At 40.6% G+C, this 19,564-nt stretch carries 20 protein-coding genes; 14 read left to right on the plus strand and 6 right to left on the minus strand.

From position 1 onward, the window contains the following. Positions 1–146: 146 nt before the first annotated feature. Positions 147–674 (plus strand): GNAT family N-acetyltransferase, encoded by a 528-nt coding sequence (locus Q1J64_RS04725; RefSeq protein ID WP_301107977.1) that lies wholly within the window; start codon positions 147–149, stop codon positions 672–674. A 622-nt stretch (positions 675–1,296) separates the two neighbouring features. Here Q1J64_RS04725 and Q1J64_RS04730 read toward each other — a convergent pair. Further along, the gene (locus Q1J64_RS04730) at positions 1,297–1,653 is read right to left on the minus strand and encodes a winged helix-turn-helix transcriptional regulator (RefSeq protein ID WP_301107933.1); all 357 of its coding nucleotides are present in this window, start codon (positions 1,651–1,653) and stop codon (positions 1,297–1,299) included. Between the two features lie 173 nt (positions 1,654–1,826). Between Q1J64_RS04730 and Q1J64_RS04735 the strand changes: the two genes are divergently transcribed. Then, on the plus strand, positions 1,827–2,573 hold the full coding sequence (locus Q1J64_RS04735) for an SDR family NAD(P)-dependent oxidoreductase (RefSeq protein ID WP_301107934.1): 747 nt from the start codon (positions 1,827–1,829) through the stop codon (positions 2,571–2,573). Between the two features lie 99 nt (positions 2,574–2,672). Beyond that, the gene (locus Q1J64_RS04740; RefSeq protein ID WP_301107935.1) at positions 2,673–3,029 is read left to right on the plus strand and encodes an antibiotic biosynthesis monooxygenase family protein; all 357 of its coding nucleotides are present in this window, start codon (positions 2,673–2,675) and stop codon (positions 3,027–3,029) included. Between the two features lie 71 nt (positions 3,030–3,100). Here Q1J64_RS04740 and Q1J64_RS04745 read toward each other — a convergent pair whose 3' ends face one another. The 3 genes from Q1J64_RS04745 to Q1J64_RS04755 are packed head-to-tail and all read right to left on the minus strand — an operon-like array spanning position 3,101 to position 5,421. Continuing rightward, positions 3,101–4,039, minus strand: a complete 939-nt coding sequence (locus Q1J64_RS04745; protein ID WP_301107936.1) for a TRM11 family SAM-dependent methyltransferase — start codon at positions 4,037–4,039, stop codon at positions 3,101–3,103. Beyond that, positions 4,040–4,492, minus strand: a complete 453-nt coding sequence (locus tag Q1J64_RS04750) for a protoporphyrinogen oxidase (protein WP_301107937.1) — start codon at positions 4,490–4,492, stop codon at positions 4,040–4,042. Between the two features lie 5 nt (positions 4,493–4,497). After that, entirely contained in the window at positions 4,498–5,421 is a 924-nt protein-coding gene (locus Q1J64_RS04755; protein WP_483315958.1) for a cation diffusion facilitator family transporter, read from the minus strand. A gap of 300 nt (positions 5,422–5,721) precedes the next feature. On the opposite strand from Q1J64_RS04755, the gene argH reads away from it, so the two are divergent. Beyond that, positions 5,722–7,050, plus strand: a complete 1,329-nt coding sequence (argH, locus tag Q1J64_RS04760; RefSeq protein ID WP_301107939.1) for an argininosuccinate lyase — start codon at positions 5,722–5,724, stop codon at positions 7,048–7,050. A gap of 60 nt (positions 7,051–7,110) precedes the next feature. On the opposite strand, the gene brnQ is transcribed toward argH, so the two are convergent. Both brnQ and fabI read right to left on the minus strand, forming a co-directional pair. Beyond that, on the minus strand, positions 7,111–8,436 hold the full coding sequence (gene brnQ, locus Q1J64_RS04765; RefSeq protein ID WP_301107940.1) for a branched-chain amino acid transport system II carrier protein: 1,326 nt from the start codon (positions 8,434–8,436) through the stop codon (positions 7,111–7,113). 200 nt (positions 8,437–8,636) lie between these two features. Beyond that, entirely contained in the window at positions 8,637–9,416 is a 780-nt protein-coding gene (fabI, locus tag Q1J64_RS04770) for an enoyl-ACP reductase FabI (protein WP_301107941.1), read from the minus strand. Between the two features lie 195 nt (positions 9,417–9,611). On the opposite strand from fabI, the gene argC reads away from it, so the two are divergent. From argC to Q1J64_RS04820, 10 genes are all read left to right on the plus strand, one after another. After that, positions 9,612–10,646 carry an N-acetyl-gamma-glutamyl-phosphate reductase gene (gene argC, locus Q1J64_RS04775; protein ID WP_301107942.1) on the plus strand — a complete coding sequence of 345 codons (1,035 nt, stop codon included), beginning with the start codon at positions 9,612–9,614 and terminating at the stop codon, positions 10,644–10,646. Positions 10,647–10,890: 244 nt separating this feature from the next. Next, positions 10,891–12,123 (plus strand): bifunctional glutamate N-acetyltransferase/amino-acid acetyltransferase ArgJ, encoded by a 1,233-nt coding sequence (gene argJ / locus Q1J64_RS04780; protein ID WP_301107943.1) that lies wholly within the window; start codon positions 10,891–10,893, stop codon positions 12,121–12,123. After that, positions 12,086–12,865 carry an acetylglutamate kinase gene (gene argB, locus Q1J64_RS04785; RefSeq protein WP_301107944.1) on the plus strand — a complete coding sequence of 260 codons (780 nt, stop codon included), beginning with the start codon at positions 12,086–12,088 and terminating at the stop codon, positions 12,863–12,865. The genes argJ and argB overlap by 38 nt, the downstream gene beginning before the upstream one ends. Then, entirely contained in the window at positions 12,862–13,992 is a 1,131-nt protein-coding gene (gene argD, locus Q1J64_RS04790) for an acetylornithine transaminase (protein WP_301107945.1), read from the plus strand. Before argB ends, argD begins: the two co-directional genes overlap by 4 nt. A 304-nt stretch (positions 13,993–14,296) precedes the next feature. Beyond that, entirely contained in the window at positions 14,297–15,838 is a 1,542-nt protein-coding gene (locus Q1J64_RS04795; RefSeq protein WP_301107946.1) for an S-layer homology domain-containing protein, read from the plus strand. A gap of 215 nt (positions 15,839–16,053) precedes the next feature. After that, a complete protein-coding gene (locus Q1J64_RS04800; protein ID WP_301107947.1) occupies positions 16,054–16,590 on the plus strand; it encodes a DinB family protein in 537 nt (178 codons plus the stop codon). Positions 16,591–16,689: 99 nt separating this feature from the next. Beyond that, positions 16,690–17,187, plus strand: coding sequence for a hypothetical protein (locus Q1J64_RS04805; protein ID WP_301107948.1), 498 nt, complete (start codon positions 16,690–16,692; stop codon positions 17,185–17,187). A gap of 472 nt (positions 17,188–17,659) precedes the next feature. Next, a complete protein-coding gene (locus tag Q1J64_RS04810) occupies positions 17,660–17,881 on the plus strand; it encodes a hypothetical protein (RefSeq protein ID WP_301107949.1) in 222 nt (73 codons plus the stop codon). A 659-nt stretch (positions 17,882–18,540) separates the two neighbouring features. Then, positions 18,541–18,981: an RDD family protein gene (locus Q1J64_RS04815; protein ID WP_301107950.1), complete on the plus strand. Its 441-nt coding sequence runs from the start codon at positions 18,541–18,543 to the stop codon at positions 18,979–18,981. 154 nt (positions 18,982–19,135) lie between these two features. Then, positions 19,136–19,561 (plus strand): YrvL family regulatory protein, encoded by a 426-nt coding sequence (locus Q1J64_RS04820; RefSeq protein WP_301107951.1) that lies wholly within the window; start codon positions 19,136–19,138, stop codon positions 19,559–19,561. The last annotated feature ends 3 nt before the right edge of the window (positions 19,562–19,564 follow it).

The raw sequence follows: 19,564 nt of genomic DNA on the forward strand, positions 1-19,564 counted from the left end.
CGATTGGCTCAAGCCATGCCCGCGGAAAGCGTCCGCCTGAAACGGAAATCAACGGTTTTAAACTACCTTCTCGCTAACGGGTGCAATTCTTGAATAGGGATTATACCGTTAAAGGGCCAGTTTCTAAAAAAGGGGTTACTGTGATTATGACGATAAAGGGAAGCTTATTATATTTAAGACCTATTAAAAATGAAGACATGGATAGTATTTTAAAATCATGTCAGAATGAGGATTTTATGTATATGACTGGAACTCGTAGCGCATTTACGCTGGAAGGAATCACTAAAAGTTATAAGCAGTTTAGTGAAGATAGAACTCGCTATGATTTTGCCATATGTTTGTTAGATAATAATCAAATAATAGGCGATTTATCTATTTTAGAAATTGATCAAGACAATAAAAAAGCAGGATTTAGGATATCGCTACATAGCCAAAGTAATTTAAATAAAGGTTATGGCACTGAAGCAACTCAACTTGCACTAAAGTTCACTTTTGAAGAGCTAAAGTTAAACCGTTTAGAATTAGAGGTGTTTTCTCATAACGTTCGTGGTATTAAAGCTTATGAAAAGGCAGGGTTTAAAAAAGAAGGAGTATTAAGGCAATCTCTTTTTTTGAATGATAAATATTCTGATGAGGTTCTAATGGGGATGCTCCAAGAAGACTATTGCCAGTAATTTGTTTTTAAAATTGCTTTTATAACATATTGGGATTCATAAATCGGATGCTATTGTAGAACAAGTTTTTTGGTAAACACTTAGTTGAGCGGAGCGGAAGCCGGCGACTCTGGGAGGATGAACTGGATTTGAAAGCACCATAAAGTCCTGCCTTAATTTCTGCAAAAAGACGCAGAAATACGACAAAGCGAACCCTACGCTGTTCGCTTGGCTGCAGCGCAGATCAACGGTTTTAAACCGCTATCTAAGTAACGGGGGCGATGGCTGAAAAATCTAGATAGGAAATGATAAAACTTTTATATAAAAATTGAACAATACTTCACAAAGAAAGAGCCCATTTTGATCAATCCTTTTTTCAAAATAGGTTCTTCTTATTTATCATAAAATACGGGTTTGTGAGGTATTTTTGATCAAACTTTCTTTCAAGTCAACAGTATGATATACCTTGACTACTATCGATAATAAATCAGAAAAGAATAGATCAGACAATTTTTAATGATAATATCCTATTTCATTATTGATTGTATTAAAGTCGAGGCTATCTACTTCGAATTAAAATGGCTAAATCTTGGTACAACAATAAAATACCTTACATATAAAGCGTTATAATTTGGTTTCCTTATTAAGAAGCCTCTTCTGGTTGTACGATTTCAAATTCACCTTCTCCATACTCTTGCTCCGCATAATGGATTCCCCATTGACAGAGCACCTGCAAGATAGGTTTAAGAGATTCTCCAAGTTCAGTGGATGAATATTCAACCTTCGGTGGTACTTGATTATACATCTTTCTGTTCACAAGTCCACTGTCTTCAAGCTCTCTAAGTGTTTGAATCAGCATTTTCTGAGTTATATTTGGGACAATGCGCTTTAATTCACTCGTTCTCTTTGGTCCATTCATTAAAAAGTATAATACAAGACCTTTCCATTTTCCGCCAATAACTTCCTTTGTCACTTCAAAACCACAACTAAATGTTTTCAAGTCTCAACCTCTCCATTCCACAATTATTACCTTTTAGTTACTATATCACAAAAAAGTGGGTACTTCCGTTAATGCGCTTACTAAAGGATACTATATCTTGTAAGTTGTTCTTTAAGTACTTAAAGGTACTAGACATAAAATAAAATAAAATTAATTCTAAAGGAGTGTTAAGTATGGGTAAATTTGAAGGTAAAATAGCGCTTGTAACGGGTGGAACAAGTGGTATTGGTCTTGCTACAGCACAAAAATTTGTCAACGAAGGTGCATATGTTTATATCACGGGACGTAGACAAAACGAACTTGATAAAGCTGTTAACCAAATTGGCAAGAACGTAACCGGTGTTCAAGGTGATATTTCTAAGCTTGAAGACTTAGACAAACTATATGACATTATAAAGCAGGAAAAAGGTAAGTTGGACATTCTTTTTGCTAATGCAGGCACCGGCAACTTCCTTCCATTAGGTGAAATTACTGAAGAGCAGGTTGATAGAACGTTCGACATTAACGTTAAAGGAACCATCTTTACTGTTCAAAAAGCGTTATCACTATTCCCGGACAAAGTAGGTTCTATTATTGTAACGGGCTCTACAGCTGGATCAATTGGCAACCCGGCGTTTAGTGTATATGGAGCATCTAAAGCAGCATTAAGAGCGCTAGTTCGCAACTGGATTCTTGACCTAAAAGGTACTGAAATCCGTGTGAATGTGGTTAGTCCAGGAGGTATTCTTACACCTGCATACGATGAGCTTTTTGGTGATGCACTTGAAGAGGTACTGGAAAATAGCAAAAATACTGTTCCAGCTGGAAAAGTTGGGACACCTGAAGAAGTAGCAAACGCTGTATCTTTCCTTGCTTCAGACGAAAGCAGTTACTTGACGGGTATTGAATTGTTCGTAGATGGTGGGCTAGCACAGGTATAATTTAACTGCGCAGAAATAACAAATAGTCCCTAAAAAAGGTTAATGGTGAATGGTGTAACGGAATCGCCGCAAAATATAAAATTTATAGGAGGAATCAATATGACCAATCAACAAGTTCAACTCAATATTCGTTTTAAGGCTAAACCAGGGAAGAAAGAGGAATTCCGCAAGGAGCTATTTTCCTTAATTGAGGAGATGTCATCCGAAAAGGCATTTATTAGCGCTATTGTTTCGGATAATCTGGATCAACCGGATGAACTGCTCATTTATGAAACATGGAAAGGCACGAGAGATAGCTGGCTTGATGAAGAATTTATTAAACCGTACCGCAAGGATTACGAAGTAAGGCTGGATGATTTAATTGTGGAAAGAAGCGTTAGCTGGTTGCAACCTAACCGTGAATGGGGAAGTCATATAACGAATGATACTGAATATGAATTCAATCTGAAAGTTTAATTTTAGACGTGAGTGTTTGGCTCTAAACGTAAAAAAGACGAGAGGAAGTAAAACTTCCATCTCGTCTTTTTTTATGTACACCAAACGACTTCGCGTGAAAACGTCCCTTTATGCGCAAGGCAGCGGTCGGTGATTGTAAAGCCTGCTTCACTGAGCATTTCGTCGATGTTTTCGATCGTAATAATCAAACAGCCTTTCGTAAAGCGCCGTGCTTCCTTCAAAATTGCCAGCTGCCCTTCAGCCGTAATATGCGTAAACAAATTATAAGGCATATCAATAATCGCTACATCATAATGCTCGTTTACTTCAGCAATCGGACCAATCGTCACATCGCCATGAAGATTAAAATACGCAATATTCTTCCGTGAACCATAGACAACGAGGGGATTAATATCGCGTCCCTCGATTTGAATGCCCATCGAAAGAGCTTCCACGAGCACTGTGCCGATTCCGCAACAAGGATCAATTACGCGCAAGCCTTCAGGATGCGGCACCGCAATATTGACAGCAGCCCGTGCCAGACGCGTTCCAAGTGCAGTTGAATACATATGCGGCTTCTGTTGATGTGCATACCAGTCAGAAGAACTTTCTGTCAGCTTTCCTGCATACCAACGGTCATCGAGCTGCACAATCCCAATCAACAATTCGGGATTATCCAGTTCAGGCTCACCATTGATTTGAAGACCCGTTTTCCGTTCGATTTCACGGCGTTTCGCATGTCCAATCTTTAATGTGCCGGCAAGCTCCATGTCATTTAAGCAGACAGTCTTGAATGTTTCCTTCACTGTTAATTCAGCGGCTTGCTCTGCCAATGAATCCAATGTATCTGCCTGAATCCAAACTTCAAGTCTTGCCTGGATGAACGGGCTGCGTGAAGGATCAATCTCCACCTCGCTTATGATGACATTTTCCTGCACGTCACTCCCGAAAAAAGCACGCATTTCCATCCGGCATAATTCCTGTTCATCGCGATGCCGAATATACGTATAGATAAACTGAGACGTTTCCACTTACTTACCTGCTTTCATTTTGCTAAGACCGCCGAGCACTTCATGAAGAAGCTGCAGAGTCTGTTCAATAGTCATCGATTCATCAAATCCTTGAATTGGATCAAGCGGCATATTCACTTCCCACAGTCCTTCATTATCAGAGAAGGAGAGGCTGAAACCCAGTAATTGCTGCTGCAACTGTTCTTCAATGAATGAACGGATTGCCTCGCTTTCTTTTTTTCTGCCCTGCAAACCGAATAATGCCATATACGTTCCGAAAATATCATCCACTTCCAGAACAAGTGAATCAACCTTATATTGATCAAGGTCAGGTGACGCAACATATAAAAATTCTGCTATGTTGGATTTCAAATAGGATATCGGTTCCAGTAAAAATGATGTGTCTGCTTCACGGATTGTTTCTTCCGTTTCTTTTGCGCAGATTTCTAAATTTTCTATGGTTAATGGGTTCATTTCGTTCACTCCTCGTTAGTAAGTATACCGGATTGCTTTTCGGGATACCATGGATTTAAGTGAATTAACACTTCGTCAACGTCTTCATTTTGCGCCATGATTAAATTGCGCAGTCTGCTGGAAATCACATGACCTTCCTGAACCGTCAAATCGCCGGTAACACCGATGCGGATGTCGACAAGAACATAATGACCGTGTTCTCTTGCGCGCAGGCGATCAATGCGCTTTACTTCGGGCATGGAATGGATAAGATTTTCAAAAGCTGCCAAACGCTCATCACTTACGCTCTTTTCCATTAAAATATCGATGCTCTCCTTGCCGATTTCGATTGCTATCTTAAACACCAGGATTGAAACGATAATCCCGGCAATCGGGTCTCCGTATGCCAGCAGCGGAATGGCAAATGAATCACCAATCAAGGCCAAGCCAATACCGACAACTGCTGCGAGTGAAGCATAGACATCAGCTAAATGGTCATAGGCGGTCGCAATCAAGCCTTTGCTGTTTTCTGCTTTTCCGACACGAATCGTATAGATGTACAGGACATATTTCCAAATGAGTGATACAATCGCCGTAAGTAACGCAATCTTGCTGGCGGTTGCCGGATCTTCAAATAATGCCATCACTGCTTCAAACGCGATATAAATAGCGGCCAGTCCTAAAATCATAGCTACGAAGCCGGAGCCGATTACCTCAGCTTTGCCGTGTCCATAAGGATGATCTTGATCCGCCGGGCGTTTGGAAATCCTCATAGATGTTAAAGCTGCAGCAGAAGCCACGACATCACCTGCGTTGTGAAAGCCATCGGCAAGTAGTACCGGACTCCTGAAAACAAAGCCGACGACCAACTTTAAAACAGTTAGTACTATATTGCTTAATAAACTTACCCAGATCGCCATGATAGAAGAAGCAGAGTGTCCTTGATTCATTGTTACCATAAATGTTTCCCTCCTCTAATAGTGTTTCCTGAAAGCAACAAAAAAACCTCGCCTGTTGTATGCGAGGTTTGGAAAATTTTTAATGGTTGTGTTGGGACAAAATTTGTCATTGTCATCACTCATTCATTTGTAGTTCATTAATTATCCCATAAATTGAAGCATCATGCAACTTCACGGAGCCCAAAATAGTAAGATGATTATCAAAAAAATGAATTGCCTTGTTGCAAGATGACAAGAATTTAATTATAATACACAAAGATGCATAAAAATTCACTTTGAGAGGTTTGATGAATGATGAAACTTTGGGGCGGTCGATTTAGCAGCAAAGCAGATGAAATTATGGAGAAATTCAACAGCTCGCTTCCCGTTGATTATCGTTTATTCAGAGAAGATATTGCAGGAAGTCTCGCACATGTCACAATGCAAGTGCATTGCGATTTATTGACGCCTGAAGAAGGGGAGCTGCTGGTCAATGGCCTGCAGTCCATTTTGACAGACATCGAATCGGGTGAATTGAAAATAGAAGGTAATTACGAAGACATCCATTCATTTATTGAAATGAATTTAACAGAACGGGTAGGGGAAACCGGTAAGAAACTGCATACTGCACGGAGCCGGAACGACCAAGTGGCAGTTGATATGCGTCAGTATGCACGCAACCAAGCATCTATTGTACAGGATGCATTGCAGACATTAATTGATTCATTAGATGCAAAAGGAAAAGCAAATAACGTCATCATGCCGGGTTATACACATTTGCAACGTGCGCAGGTCGTGACATTCGGTCATCATTTAGATGCCTATGCACAAATGTTCAAACGGGATAAAAAACGTGTGCAGAATGCAGCGGAAATACTGAATGAAAACCCGCTTGGCTGTGGCGCACTCGCAGGCACCACACATGATATTGATCGCCAAGTTACGACAGCATTGCTTGGTTTTCATAAGCCGGTGGATAATTTCCTTGATGGCGTCAGTGACCGTGATTACTTAGTGGAACTAATGTCTGATTTCTCCTTGATTATGATGCATATGAGCCGGTTGAGTGAAGAACTGATTCTCTGGAGCAGCCAGGAATTCCGTTTTATCACGATTTCAGATGCGTATTCTACGGGCAGCAGTATCATGCCACAAAAGAAAAACCCTGATGCAGCTGAGTTGATCCGCGGAAAAACAGGCCGCGTCTACGGTTCCCTTTTTGCCTTGCTGACTACATTAAAAGGTCTGCCGCTTACCTATAATAAAGACATGCAGGAAGACAAGGAGCAATTTTTCGACGCACTCGACACGGTGCTTGATTGCCTGGAGATCATGTCTAAAATGATCGATACGCTGCAAGTCAACGCTGACCAAATGAAAGCAGCCATCAAAGGCGGCTTCTTAAACGCAACAGAAGTGGCAGATTACCTGGTTGCGAAAGGCACCCCTTTCCGGGATGCGCATGAAATTGTCGGCAAGATCATCATTTATTGTGAGAAAGAAAAGAAAGCAATTGAAGACCTGACAGTAGCAGAACTGAACCAATTCAGCGGTCATATTGAAAACGACATCTACGATTATATTGATTATGAAACCATCATTACCAAGGGCAATAAAAGCCTGATGACTGGAAAAGAGTAAGTTGCGTCTGAATTGATCAAACAAAAAAGCCTGCAAAATTCGCAGGCTTTCTCGTAACTTTTATTGCTGTTCCACTCGCGGTTTTCCTTGAGCAGCAGCTATTACATATCCGATTAGACCGAACACTACTGCCGGCAAAATCCAGCCGACGCCCTGTGTATATAATGGCAAGTAGCCAAGTACCTTCAATACAGGTGCCCATTCCAGACCGAATGCGCCCAGCATATCAAACAATCCAATTACGCCGGCAGCGATTAAACCCAGTATATATACTTCGTGATAACCGCGGAATAAACGATGGAACAATCGGAATGAGATCAGCACAATCGCGAGAGGATATATTCCAACCAATACTGGAATAGTCACCGCAAGTAACTGTGTCAAGCCGACATTAGCTACAATCGTAGAAAATACGGAAATGATAAATACAAATGCTTTATATGATATCTTAGGAGCAACCTTTGAAAGATACGAAGCACTGGCCGACACTAGTCCGACAGAAGTCGTCAAGCAGGCAAGCGTAACGGCAAGGCCTAGCAGATACAAACCGTTATTACCCATTAAGGCATACGCAAGCTCCGCCAAAATATCTCCGCCATTCGTAGCACCTTCTGCTACGCTCCGGCTCGTCATTCCTAAATAAGCCAATCCTGCATACACAAGACTTAATCCGATAACCGCGATAGTTCCAGCTCTCATTGTGATGGAAGTAATTGCTTTTCTATCTGTAATCCCTTTTGCTTTCACTGCATTAATGACAATGATGGCAAAGACGAGAGCTGCCATCGCGTCCATCGTTCCGTATCCCTCAATAAATCCTTTGAAAAAGAAATCCTCGGAATATGCTCCTCGTGGTAAGCCAGCTTCACCCACAGGGTTTACAATGCCGATCACGACAATGAGTGTCACGATCGCAAGTAATACAGGTGTTAAAATACTTCCGAATCGATCGACCATTTTATTCGGTTTCAATGAAAGCCAAACCGTTACCGCAAAAAACAAGATGGAAAACATAGCTAGTGCCGGTCTATAGAAAGAATCTGGCACAAAAGGGGACACAGCGATTTCAAATGAAACGGTCGCTGTACGCGGCACCCCGAAAAACGGTCCAAGCGCTAAATAGACGACTAATGGAAAAATCATCGCGAATAAAGGAGAAGCTTTTCCCGCCAAGTCGCTAAGTTGATTGCCACTCATTGTCACCGCGATAACACCAAGATAGGGAAGTCCGACGCCTGTGATCAAGAAGCCCGCCAGCGTAATCCATGTCTCCGTGCCTGCTTGCTGACCAAGAAGCGGAGGGAAAATCATATTTCCCGCGCCAAAAAAGAGAGCAAACATCGTTAGCCCTAATTTTATCGTGTCAAATCTGGTAAAACTATTCATTTTGTAATGCCTCCTGAAGTACTCCGAGAAATCTATGTATTTTGAAAATGGAACCTATGCATAACGCTCAGGTTATGCGTGCCGTAACACTATATGATATGCAATAATGTTCTGTCAAGTATACACGGTTGAATTCTCAGTATAATGAAGAAACTGGAATAGAACCATAAAAAAGGGCCTCCGAAGAGACCCTTTTTCTTTTATCCCATAATATGATAACCGGCATCTACGTAAATGACTTCACCTGTTACTCCACTAGATAGCTTGCTCAACATCGCAACAGTCATATCTGAAACTTCCTCCGGTTTGACGTTGCGCTTTAAAGGAGCGCGTTCTTCAATTTGATGCAGGATGGTATTGAATGAAGGAACTCCTTTAGCAGACAATGTACGGACTGCGCCTGCCGAGATAGCGTTGACCCGGATATTCTTCTCACCGAGTTCAGATGCCAAATAGCGTACGGACGCTTCAAGAGCTGCCTTTGCAACACCCATCACGTTATAGCCTTCCAACACGCGTTCTGCACCTAAATAACTCATTGTGATGATCGCGCCGCCTTCTGTCATATAATGGCGGGCTTCTCTCGCCGCAGCCACCAATGAATAAGAACTGGAGTCTTGAGCGAATGCATAGCCGTCACGTGTTGTCTCAACAAATGGATTGTGTAAATCTTGCTGATGAGCGAATGCAACGGAGTGTACAACACCGTGTATCACGCCGACTTGTTCACCGATAGCTTTAAATGCCTGCTCCATGCTTTCATCACTATTGACGTCACACTGTACAATTTGTGTAGCTTTTAATTCATGTTTATCCAAAGCCTTCTCTAATTTCTCACGGGAACGGTCTTTTCGGTAGGTGAAAATGACATTTGCGCCCACAGCGAATAATGATTTTGCGACACCCCAGCCAATACTGCGTTCATTCGCAACACCCATAATGACAATATTCTTACCGGATAGTTTTAATAAATCTTCCATAGTAGCCTCCTGAATTACGTTAGTTACAATAATTTTGATACTCCTCATCATAGTACCATATTGAATGAAAGAACTGATACCTTTTCTGTTAGCAGAAAGTCTTTAGATAAATTGACTGTTAATAAATAAAAATACAGTTGACTTTATAATTATACATCCGTATACTTATAACTAATGAATAATGAGGTGATGACGTTGAAGGTAGGAATCATAGGAGCGTCCGGGTATGGTGGTCTCGAATTGATCCGGCTGCTGCAGGGCCACCCGGAAATTGAACAGATTGATTTATTCACTTCTTCAGAAGAAGGAACTATATTTTCTAATAAATATCCACATTTAGTGAATATTCACGATCAGCCTATGCAGGCGATAGAGAAGGAAAAAATCCGGCAGCTAGATACTGTTTTCTTCAGTACTCCGGCCGGCGTAACCACTTCTTTACTCCCGCCTCTAATAGGAACGGGGCCGAGATTAATTGATTTAGCTGGCGATTTTCGGCTGAAAGATCCGGCATTATATAAGCAGTGGTATCAAAAAGATGCACCTGAACTGAAATTCCTTGAGAAAAGTGTTTATGGACTTCCTGAATGGAATAAAGAACGGATTAAAGATGCGGAATTCATCGCAAATCCAGGATGTTATCCGACAGCAGTGTTGCTTTCATTGCTTCCATTAGTAAAGAATGGATTGATTGACGGAAGCCAGCTGGTCATCGATGCAAAAAGCGGTGTATCCGGAGCGGGAAATAAACCAAGTGCGGCAACTCATTTCAGTGAGACTAATGAAAACTTATCCATCTATAAATTACATCAACATCAGCATATACCGGAAATTGAGCAGGCGATGAATCATTTCGCCGATCAGCCGGAACCCATCACATTCACCACACACCTCGTACCGATGACAAGAGGTATCATGGCAACAAGCTATGCGAAAGTGAATGGCCAGTTTACAGAACAGCAGTTAATAGACTGCTTAAGAGAAACCTATAAAAACAGTCCATTTGTCCGGGTATTGACTGATATCCAAAAAATTGGAACAAAGCAAGTATACGGATCCAACTATTGCGATATACATGTCAAAGTAGATCCAAGAACAAACCGGGCAACAATCGTCGCGGTCATCGACAACCTCGTAAAAGGGGCTGCAGGCCAGGCCATCCAGAATATGAATATCCAGTACGGTTTAGATGAAACAACTGGGATTAATAACATTCCGCTATTTATCTAATCTAGATTACTTGAACTGAAATATTTTGTAGAAAGAACGCTGTATTGCCTTAATTTCTGTAAGATTCACAGAAATACGGCAAAGCGAACCCTTCGCTGTTCGCTTGGCTCACCGCGGGCTCGCAAGACTTGCGTCCGCCTGGAACGGAAATCAGCGGAGCCAATTTACTTCTACAATGTAAGTTTTTATATTCAAGATATATTGAGACATCAAAGAAAACACCAGAATTGAGGGGAGCACTACTATGGAAACCATCGAAAGCATGAAGCGAATCTCGCGTAAAAATATTGTGTCACCAAAAGGATTTAAGGCAGTCGGCATCCACTGCGGACTGAAGCATAAGAAAAACGATCTAGCGCTCTTGGTCAGCGAAGTGCCAGCAAGCGTTGCGGGAGTCTTCACAACAAATGCAATCCAGGCAGCTCCGCTTAGTGTCACAAAACAAGTAGTCTATGAAACCCAGAAAATGCAGGCAGTCGTTATTAATTCGGGCAATGCGAATGCATGCACAGGCAAACAGGGTATGTTGGATGCACTGCAAATGCAGCAAGAAACGGCTAATCACCTGGGTATCGATAAAAGTTTAGTCGGAATCGCATCAACAGGCGTCATCGGCGAGCCTATGAAAATGGAGCCGCTATTGTCTGGCATTAAGCAATTGCAGCCAATCGATAGTTTGGAAGGTTCTATTCAATTCTCACAAGCTATTTTAACGACAGATACAGTAACAAAAAATACAGCCTATGCAACAGTGGTTGATGATCGTGAAATCGTAATTGCCGGGGTGGCAAAAGGTTCCGGAATGATCGAACCAAATATGGCTACGATGCTTGGTTTCGTTACGACAGATGCGAATATTGAATCGGAATACTTACAGCAGGCGTTAAAAGAAATAACAGACGTTACGTTCAACTCAATCACAGTCGACGGAGATACATCTACCAATGATATGGTACTCGTGATGGCAAATGGAATGGCAGGAAATAATTCATTGACACCAACGCACCCTGATTGGGAGTCGTTCGTCAATGCACTGCATGCCGTGTCACTTGATCTGGCGAAAATGATCGCAAAAGACGGTGAAGGCGCAACAAAATTAATTGAAGCAAAAGTAACAGGTGCAATTTCTGATGAAGAAGCGCGTAAAATCGCCAAGTCAGTAGTTGGCTCTCCGCTTGTTAAGACGGCTGTATTCGGCTGTGACGCAAACTGGGGTCGTATTATCGCAGCGATCGGCTACAGTGGAGCGACGGTTGATCCGGATACAATCAATATCTATATCGGGACTACGCTTGTAGTAGAAAACAGTGAGCCCGTCGAATTTTCTGAAGCAGATCTGCTGATTTATCTGAAGCAGCATGAAGTGAAGTTTTTAGTGGAACTGAACCAGGGGCCAAAAAACACTGGTGAAGGAACAGCATGGGGGTGCGATCTCACTTATGACTACGTCCAAATCAATGCAACCTACCGCACGTAAACGCCAGGTCATCAAACTGGGCGGCAGTATGCTCGATGAATTGAGCAGCGCTTTTTTTGACAGGGTGAAACAATTACAGCAAGAAGGCATACAATTAATAATCGTCCACGGGGGCGGACCAAACATCAATCAGGAACTTGCGGATCGCGGCATCACTTCTTCCGTAGTGAACGGTTTCCGTGTGACATGCGGAGAAGCAATTGGTGTTGTCCAGTCCATTTTGATTGGGCAGGTTAATCCGGCGCTCGTTCACCGTTTTAATGATGAAGGCGTCAAAGCAATTGGATTGAGCGGTTTTGATGCGAATCTGTTCACCTGTGATTTGCTGGATTTTGAAACGTACGGATATGTCGGTGAAATTCAGGAAGTGAAGACGGAGATTCTTGATTCATTGCTGGATTCAGGTATTCTTCCCGTCATTTCATGTATTGGAGCAACGAGCAAAGGGGAACCCTTAAATGTCAATGCCGATACGGTAGCAAGCCACATAGCGCTGGCGGTTGAAGCGGAAAGCCTTCTGCTTGTAACGGATACGCCGGGTATTCGAATTCAAGATCAGCCTCAGGCGAATGTGGTACCGACAGATATACACGGCTGGGTCGAATCTGAAGATATTTATGGCGGGATGATCCCGAAGGTGCAGGCCGCAATGGACTGTCTGAATGCAGGTATTCCTTCTGTTCAGATTGTCGGTCAGCAATTAAAAGGCACGGTCATTACCAATGAGGAGGCTATCGCGTGACTTCACTATTCAATAACTATGCAAGACGTTCAGTGCACCTAGTCAAAGGGCAGGGCACGATCGTCACAGACGATCAAGGGAAAGAGTACCTTGACTTTACAAGCGGCATCGCTGTCGTCAGTCTCGGTCACGCACATCCAGCGATTGTCAAAACGCTGCAAGAGCAGAGTGAAAAACTGTGGCATATCTCGAATTTATTCGAAAGTCCTGAGCAGGAAAAATTAGCGGAGACGCTGACGAAAGAGACGGATCTTGCGTGCGCATTATTCTGCAACAGCGGAACTGAGGCCAATGAAGCGGCCATCAAGCTGGCAAGAAAGCATACGGGAAAACATCATATTCTGACGTTTAAGCAGTCTTTCCACGGCCGGACTTTTGGTGCGATGGCGGCAACTGGTCAGGAAAAAATTCAGCAGGGCTTCGGTCCAATGCTTGAAGGTTTTGAATGGCTGCCGTTTAATGATACGGACGCGCTGGAAAATGCTGTGAATGAAAAAACGGCAGCGATCATGCTCGAAGTCATTCAAGGTGAAGGCGGCGTCAATTCAATTGAGCCGGTATTCGCAAAAGCCATAATGGAAGCTTGTGAAAAGTTCGGCATCCTATTGATTATTGACGAAGTGCAGACGGGAATTGGCCGCACAGGTACGCGTTACGCGTATGAACAGACGGCATTGAAACCGGATATCGTGACACTGGCGAAAGGACTTGGCGGAGGCTTTCCAATTGGAGCGCTGTTAGCTGGAAAAGAATTGTTCGATACGTTCGGACCGGGTTCTCACGGCACGACATTTGGCGGAAATCTATTGGCTGTATCGGTCGCACAGACGGTTGTTGATCATGTATTTGAGCCTGCATTCTTACAAGGCGTCCAGGACAAATCCACATATCTGAAACAGCAATTGACTGCAGCACTTCCAGCGGACAACTATTCATTGCGTGGCAACGGTCTGCTGATTGGAATTCATTCGAATGAAGAAATCGGTCCTGTCATCCAGAAGGCGGAGAAACAGGGATTATTGCTTGTGCCTGCAGGAACGAACGTCATACGTCTTCTTCCTCCACTCACTGTCACGAATGAAGAAATTGATCAGGCAGTTGCGATTTTAAAGAAAATACTAGTGTAATCCATACTTGAATTAAAGTAGTCAGAGAACTGCTATTCAATACTACGGAATTCTCCAATTGCGGAGAATTCCTTTTTTCCTTTTTTCCTTTTTTATATAGCGGGATGTAAGAAATTACATTTGTGCTAGTAATATTTGTTAACAGTAATTCGTGCTCAGGGCAAACGTAATCACAAATATTCATACTGTTAATCAGCAACAGAACAACTCAAACCTCAGTTAAGAACCGTAAATTTATATACAAAATATTCTTACTCAGGTATAGTTAATGGAACAAAATTAATAGATTGGAAGTGTTGTAGACTTGAAAAAACTATGCGGGTTGCTGCTGGCTTTGTTCATGGCGGCATATGCATTCCCCCTGTCTTCTTTTGCTGCTGTCTTCGCGGATGTGAAAGATCAACATTCCGCCGCTGCTGAAATAAAATATTTGGCTGATAAAGGGATTATTAAAGAAAAGTCGAATGAAAAGTATCGTGTCAATGCGCCGATCACGCGCCTAGAAGCTTCCTCGATGATCCAGAGAGCGTTACAGCTTCCTATGGATAACCGACCGGATGTGGAACTGACTGATATAAAGTCATCCCATCCTCACTATTCATTAATTGCAACAATGATTGATGAAGGGATTTTCACAGGAAATGCTGAGCATCAATTTCTGCCTGATGGTAACTTGAAAAGAGGTCAGATGGCTGCTGTTTTTGTTCGAGCATTTGATTTGAAAGGAAGCACTGATTATCGTTTTCGTGACGTACCCGCAACATACTGGGCACTCTCGGATATTCAGACACTGTCAGTTAAATCCATAACAACAGGCTTTTTAGATAATACATTCAAGCCTAATGAGTCTTTAACACGCGGACATTTTGCCGTGTTCCTGGCTCGAATTCTGGAACCAAGCTTTACAGATACACCTGCCTGTTATAAAGGCGATAATACTGCACAGAAAATCGTCAATGTTCCTGTTGCTACGCTATGGAAAACACCTGGTGACAAGCGCCATGTTGATGCAGCAGCAGTCAGTAAATCACCAGATATCAGTAAATGGGTAACAGCGATGAATATACCCCAAAAACAATGGCTCGTTGGCAAGCTCGAAACACAGGCGCTTTACGGTCAGGCAGTGAAAGTTCTGAATACACATGGAGATTGGGTTCAGGTAGCTGTCGTGGATCAGTCTTCGCCAAAGAACGCTGCGGGTTATCCGGGATGGATATTGAAAAGTCATTTGACAACGGTCTATCCAAATTATTCTTCCTGTGAGAAGGTAATAGTAAAAACAAAAACTGCGGTTTTATCGCAGGATGAAAAAGGTCAAAAGCCATTCCTTACAATTAGTTTTAATACGATCCTGCCAGTTGTCGGAAAAACAGGGAATCTCATTGCTGTTCAGACACCAGCTGACGGTGTGAAGTACATCAACAAGAACACTGTGAAGACTGTGAACGCTAAAGGAACAATGCCGAAACCGACAAAAGAGCAAATCATAGAAACAGCAAAAATCTTTGACGGCTTGTCGTATTTGTGGGCAGGAACTTCAGGTTTTGGACTGGATTGCTCAGGATTTACGTATTCCGTCTATCGACAGCATGGTATTAATATACCGAGAGATGCATCAGTACAGGCAGTCAACGGATTGAAAGTAGATAGAAAAAATCTGCAGCCTGGTGATCTGTTGTTCTATGCTTACAACAAAGGAAAAGGTACTGTACACCATGTCGGTATGTATATAGGTGACGGCAAAATGATTCATGCGCCAAATCCGAAAAAGACGGTGGAAATTGTCCCTTTAACACTGGAACCGTATAAATCAGAATATGCAGGTGCACGCCGGTACCTTCGTTAATTTAGAAAAAGTAGACAGACAACTGATGTAAGTCATTCAATAGAATGGTATTCATAATAACAAACGAATTAACTGAGAAAAAGCACCGTATGTAGCGGTGCTTTTTCATTTATCTGAATTTTACTGGATATCTTTGGTATAATGGTTTTGAGATACGGAAAAGAGTGCTGTGATCAATATAGGGGGAAAATTACAGAACGGAGAGGGGTGTTTTTATGGATTTAGGAAATGAATACTTGAAGATTGTGAAAGAAAGATTTGAAAGTGTCAAAGATTTAGGAGATAAAACAATAAGCCAATTATCAGAAGAAGATATACATTGGAAATTAAACGAGTCTTCAAATAGCATTGTGATTATTGCAAAACATGTAAGTGGGAATATGATTTCCAGATGGACAGACTTTTTAACAACGGATGGAGAAAAGACTTCTAGAAATCGCGATCAGGAATTTGATGATGACATTTCCTCAAGACAAGAAATGATAGCTATTTGGGAAAAAGGCTGGAATACACTTCTTGATACAATCAATGGGTTAGAAAACCAAGACTTATTAAAATATATATCAATTCGTGGTGAGAAGCACACTGTGCTAGAAGCAATCGAAAGGCAGATGGCTCATTATGCTTATCACGTTGGTCAGATGGTTTATATTGGAAAGCAATTAAAAGACGAAAATTGGGAAACTCTTAGCATCGCAAAAGGAAAATCAGAAGAGTATTTACAACAGAAATTAAATAAACATAGGTCTTAAAAGATCATGTTTCATAAACTGGCCAATTAGTGCAATAAAGAGATGATGGTTTATGGTAGTATCAAGGAAATAATTCATTCTTTGATTGGGGGAATCATCGTGTCAAATGATATTATTGAAAAAGTGAAAAAAGGACTCGAGGGAATCGAAATCGGCTATTTCGATACAGGTCAAAGCTTTGAAAAAGAAGCGTATTACAATTATTTTGGTGTTTCAGATAAGGAAACACGTCGCTATGCGATTGCTGTACTTACAGTGTATTTAGGAAATTGGTATAGCCTCTGTAGTTTTCCGTTTTTAGATAGAGAATCTTATTTGGAAGAATTTATTAAGGCATTTATAAAGCATCACCAGCAAATTGAAAGTGATTTTCCTAGTATGTATAAATATATCATTTCATTTTTAATTCGGATTGAAGAGGAAAATAGTGAGAAATATGCTTACTCAACTTTTAAAATTGATAAGGAACTACACGAGCGTTTGAAAAGAGAAGTGTTAATTCCTAAACGAGAATACTTAAATAAACATACATCAATAAAATACTTTTTAAGGGAAATTAGAGTTAATCCTTTTTTTGAATCTGATTACTTCGAGTAATAGCAATGACAGAGTAATCTTACAAAAAACAAATCTTTAGCAATCGGGGGCAATAACGGAATAAGGCTTGTGCTTTAAACGGGCCAGATCATTGAGTTAAGAGGCATAGGGGGAGGAGCAGACGAAATGGATTTGTGGTTTATGATTAAAGAGCGTTCTGCATTCTTATCAATTTTTCTTATTATAATTTTACTAAGTGTTTTCCTGCTAGTAGCTACTTGGAAAAATCGTACTAACATACCGAAGAGTTTAACCGTAATTATAACTTTAATTTCTACGGTTTTTATCGTTGCATCTTTGATTGCAATGATATTTATAATCTCGTTTGGCTATAACTCTTGAATTGAAATTGTTAAGCTAACGGGGGCGTTTGTTTTATAAAGTATTCAAGAATATGGGCCATTTTGTAGTATAAAGGTTAAAGTATGTCGCGAAGAATGCGAATCGTAAATTCAAAATTAGGGGTGATGTATTGAAAGCAGCAATTGCTACAATGGTTGTCTTTGCCATTCTAAGTTTTGCAGTTGTACCTTCCATCTTCTATTATTTCTTTGGCATGGATATAGGAGATTTGCTCCCGATTTATTCTGGAATGGTTCTACTTAGTGGGGTAATGGTTGTTTGTACAAAAATGGTACTTGAGGAAATAGAAGGATTAAAAGAAAAAGAAGACGGAAAGATGTCTAAAAAATAAAGGCATAGTTAAATACAACTATCGGGTGCGTTTGCTTGATAAGCAAATGTCCCAATACCGCAATAGGGCCAGATTGACTTATAGAGGGGGATAATATGTCTAAATATATTAGTGTGTTTTTCTTAACGATAATTGCTAGTACGGTTTTATATTTTGTATGTGGTAGTTTGTTTGATGGTGGTGATTATGCTGAAACAGCTATTTATATATTTGGCACGGTAATCGTAATACTGTTATCCTTTTTGATTTCACTCATGTACTATGCAATAAACTTATTAAAGCGTAATATTTAAATCTGTTATTCCCGAATCGGGTGCAGTTGTGGGAAAGCGGCTACCCTTCAAACTGGACACTTTGTAAAATAAGATAAGTGGAGTTTTCATTTCGCGTTTGACAGAAATATGATAGATGGAAATGAAAAAACGAACACCTTATAGATGTTCGTTGAGTAATTATTCAGTAGCTGTACTACCCATTGCAATAGAAATTCTGTTCCACCTGTTTATTTGATTGAGGATTAGAACGAGGTGCCCCAATCAGACCAAATACTTGTTGTCAATTAATGGGGGTATTATGAATGTAGTAGCATGGTTTTATCTACTACGGTATGAGCAAATAAAAAAGTGTGTTGAATATAACTATGAAAAGGAGATGGGTTTTTGAATAAAAATCCAAGCGGTTTAGGTGAAAGACTGTTAGCTAATTTTATTGACTTTTTCATTATAGTTTTACCTATTACCTTTGTTTTGTACTTTATTAGAGGGGAATATTCGTATGATTGGACCTCGGGAATAACTTGGCAAGTTATTGATGTTTTATATTTAACAGCTGTCCCACTACTATGGAGCGGATATAGCGTTGGAAAGCATATGTTTAAAATTAAGGTGAAAAGAATTGACGAGCAAAAATTAACTTTAAAAAATATGCTTTTAAGAGAAGTTGTAGGAAAAGTTCTCCTTGTATATATGACTTTCGGCATATCGAATATAGTAAGTATTTTCATGGTGATTTTCAGAGAAGACAAGAGAGCTATTCATGATTTGATAGGTGGAACTTACGTTAGTTATGATGAAAGATTTAAAGGGAAGAGCATTTTCTAATGTTTTTACTTCTTGTGCTTACTAAACTTCTTCTATCATATCTTTAAGACTTTTACATAATAAAACGACAATCGTGTGCGTTTGCGTAATTACCGATTTAGTTCATATCGCAAACATGCCATATAGTGGATTGACTTGGAAAAGGTGATTGGTGTTGCAATTTAGGGATAAGATTATTATTGGGGTGGCAATGACTCTACTGGTAGCAGTATCGATTGGTATAGTTTTTGGTGGAATTATTTTTGGTCTAGCAGGTTTTTTCTCTTTGATTGGTGTTTCTTATGAATCAATTGGATCTTTACTGCTATTCATATTCTTTACTTTTTTGGTTGGCATTTTCTTTGAAATAATAGAGCAGGTCACGTTATTTTTTATAAAGAGAGCAAATCTACCTAGTAAAGAAAAATGGGTTTGGATAGCTCTTATTAAATTAATCTTAAGCTGGATTGTAATATATATTGTTAATGAATTAATGACAACAGTAGTTTTATCAGGCTTAGCAGTATTTTTAACAGCACTTCTTATAGTCAGCATTGACATAGTGTTTGATGATAAAAAAGAGGCAGTAAATAATAATTAGATC

Origin of the sequence: Sporosarcina sp., from assembly GCF_029257255.1 — a bacterium.
Lineage (GTDB): Bacteria > Bacillota > Bacilli > Bacillales_A > Planococcaceae > Sporosarcina.

What these genes read in the sequence shown, in the direction of transcription:
- Q1J64_RS04725 (WP_301107977.1), top strand. Translation starts at nt 147, where the DNA reads ATGACGATAAAGGGAAGCTTATTATATTTAAGACCTATTAAAAATGAA.
- Q1J64_RS04735 (WP_301107934.1), top strand. Translation starts at nt 1,827, where the DNA reads ATGGGTAAATTTGAAGGTAAAATAGCGCTTGTAACGGGTGGAACAAGT.
- Q1J64_RS04740 (WP_301107935.1), top strand. Translation starts at nt 2,673, where the DNA reads ATGACCAATCAACAAGTTCAACTCAATATTCGTTTTAAGGCTAAACCA.
- Q1J64_RS04750 (WP_301107937.1), bottom strand. Translation starts at nt 4,492, where the DNA reads ATGAACCCATTAACCATAGAAAATTTAGAAATCTGCGCAAAAGAAACG.
- Q1J64_RS04755 (WP_483315958.1), bottom strand. Translation starts at nt 5,421, where the DNA reads ATGAATCAAGGACACTCTGCTTCTTCTATCATGGCGATCTGGGTAAGT.
- argH (WP_301107939.1), top strand. Translation starts at nt 5,722, where the DNA reads ATGATGAAACTTTGGGGCGGTCGATTTAGCAGCAAAGCAGATGAAATT.
- brnQ (WP_301107940.1), bottom strand. Translation starts at nt 8,436, where the DNA reads ATGAATAGTTTTACCAGATTTGACACGATAAAATTAGGGCTAACGATG.
- fabI (WP_301107941.1), bottom strand. Translation starts at nt 9,416, where the DNA reads ATGGAAGATTTATTAAAACTATCCGGTAAGAATATTGTCATTATGGGT.
- argJ (WP_301107943.1), top strand. Translation starts at nt 10,891, where the DNA reads ATGGAAACCATCGAAAGCATGAAGCGAATCTCGCGTAAAAATATTGTG.
- argB (WP_301107944.1), top strand. Translation starts at nt 12,086, where the DNA reads ATGACTACGTCCAAATCAATGCAACCTACCGCACGTAAACGCCAGGTC.
- Q1J64_RS04800 (WP_301107947.1), top strand. Translation starts at nt 16,054, where the DNA reads ATGGATTTAGGAAATGAATACTTGAAGATTGTGAAAGAAAGATTTGAA.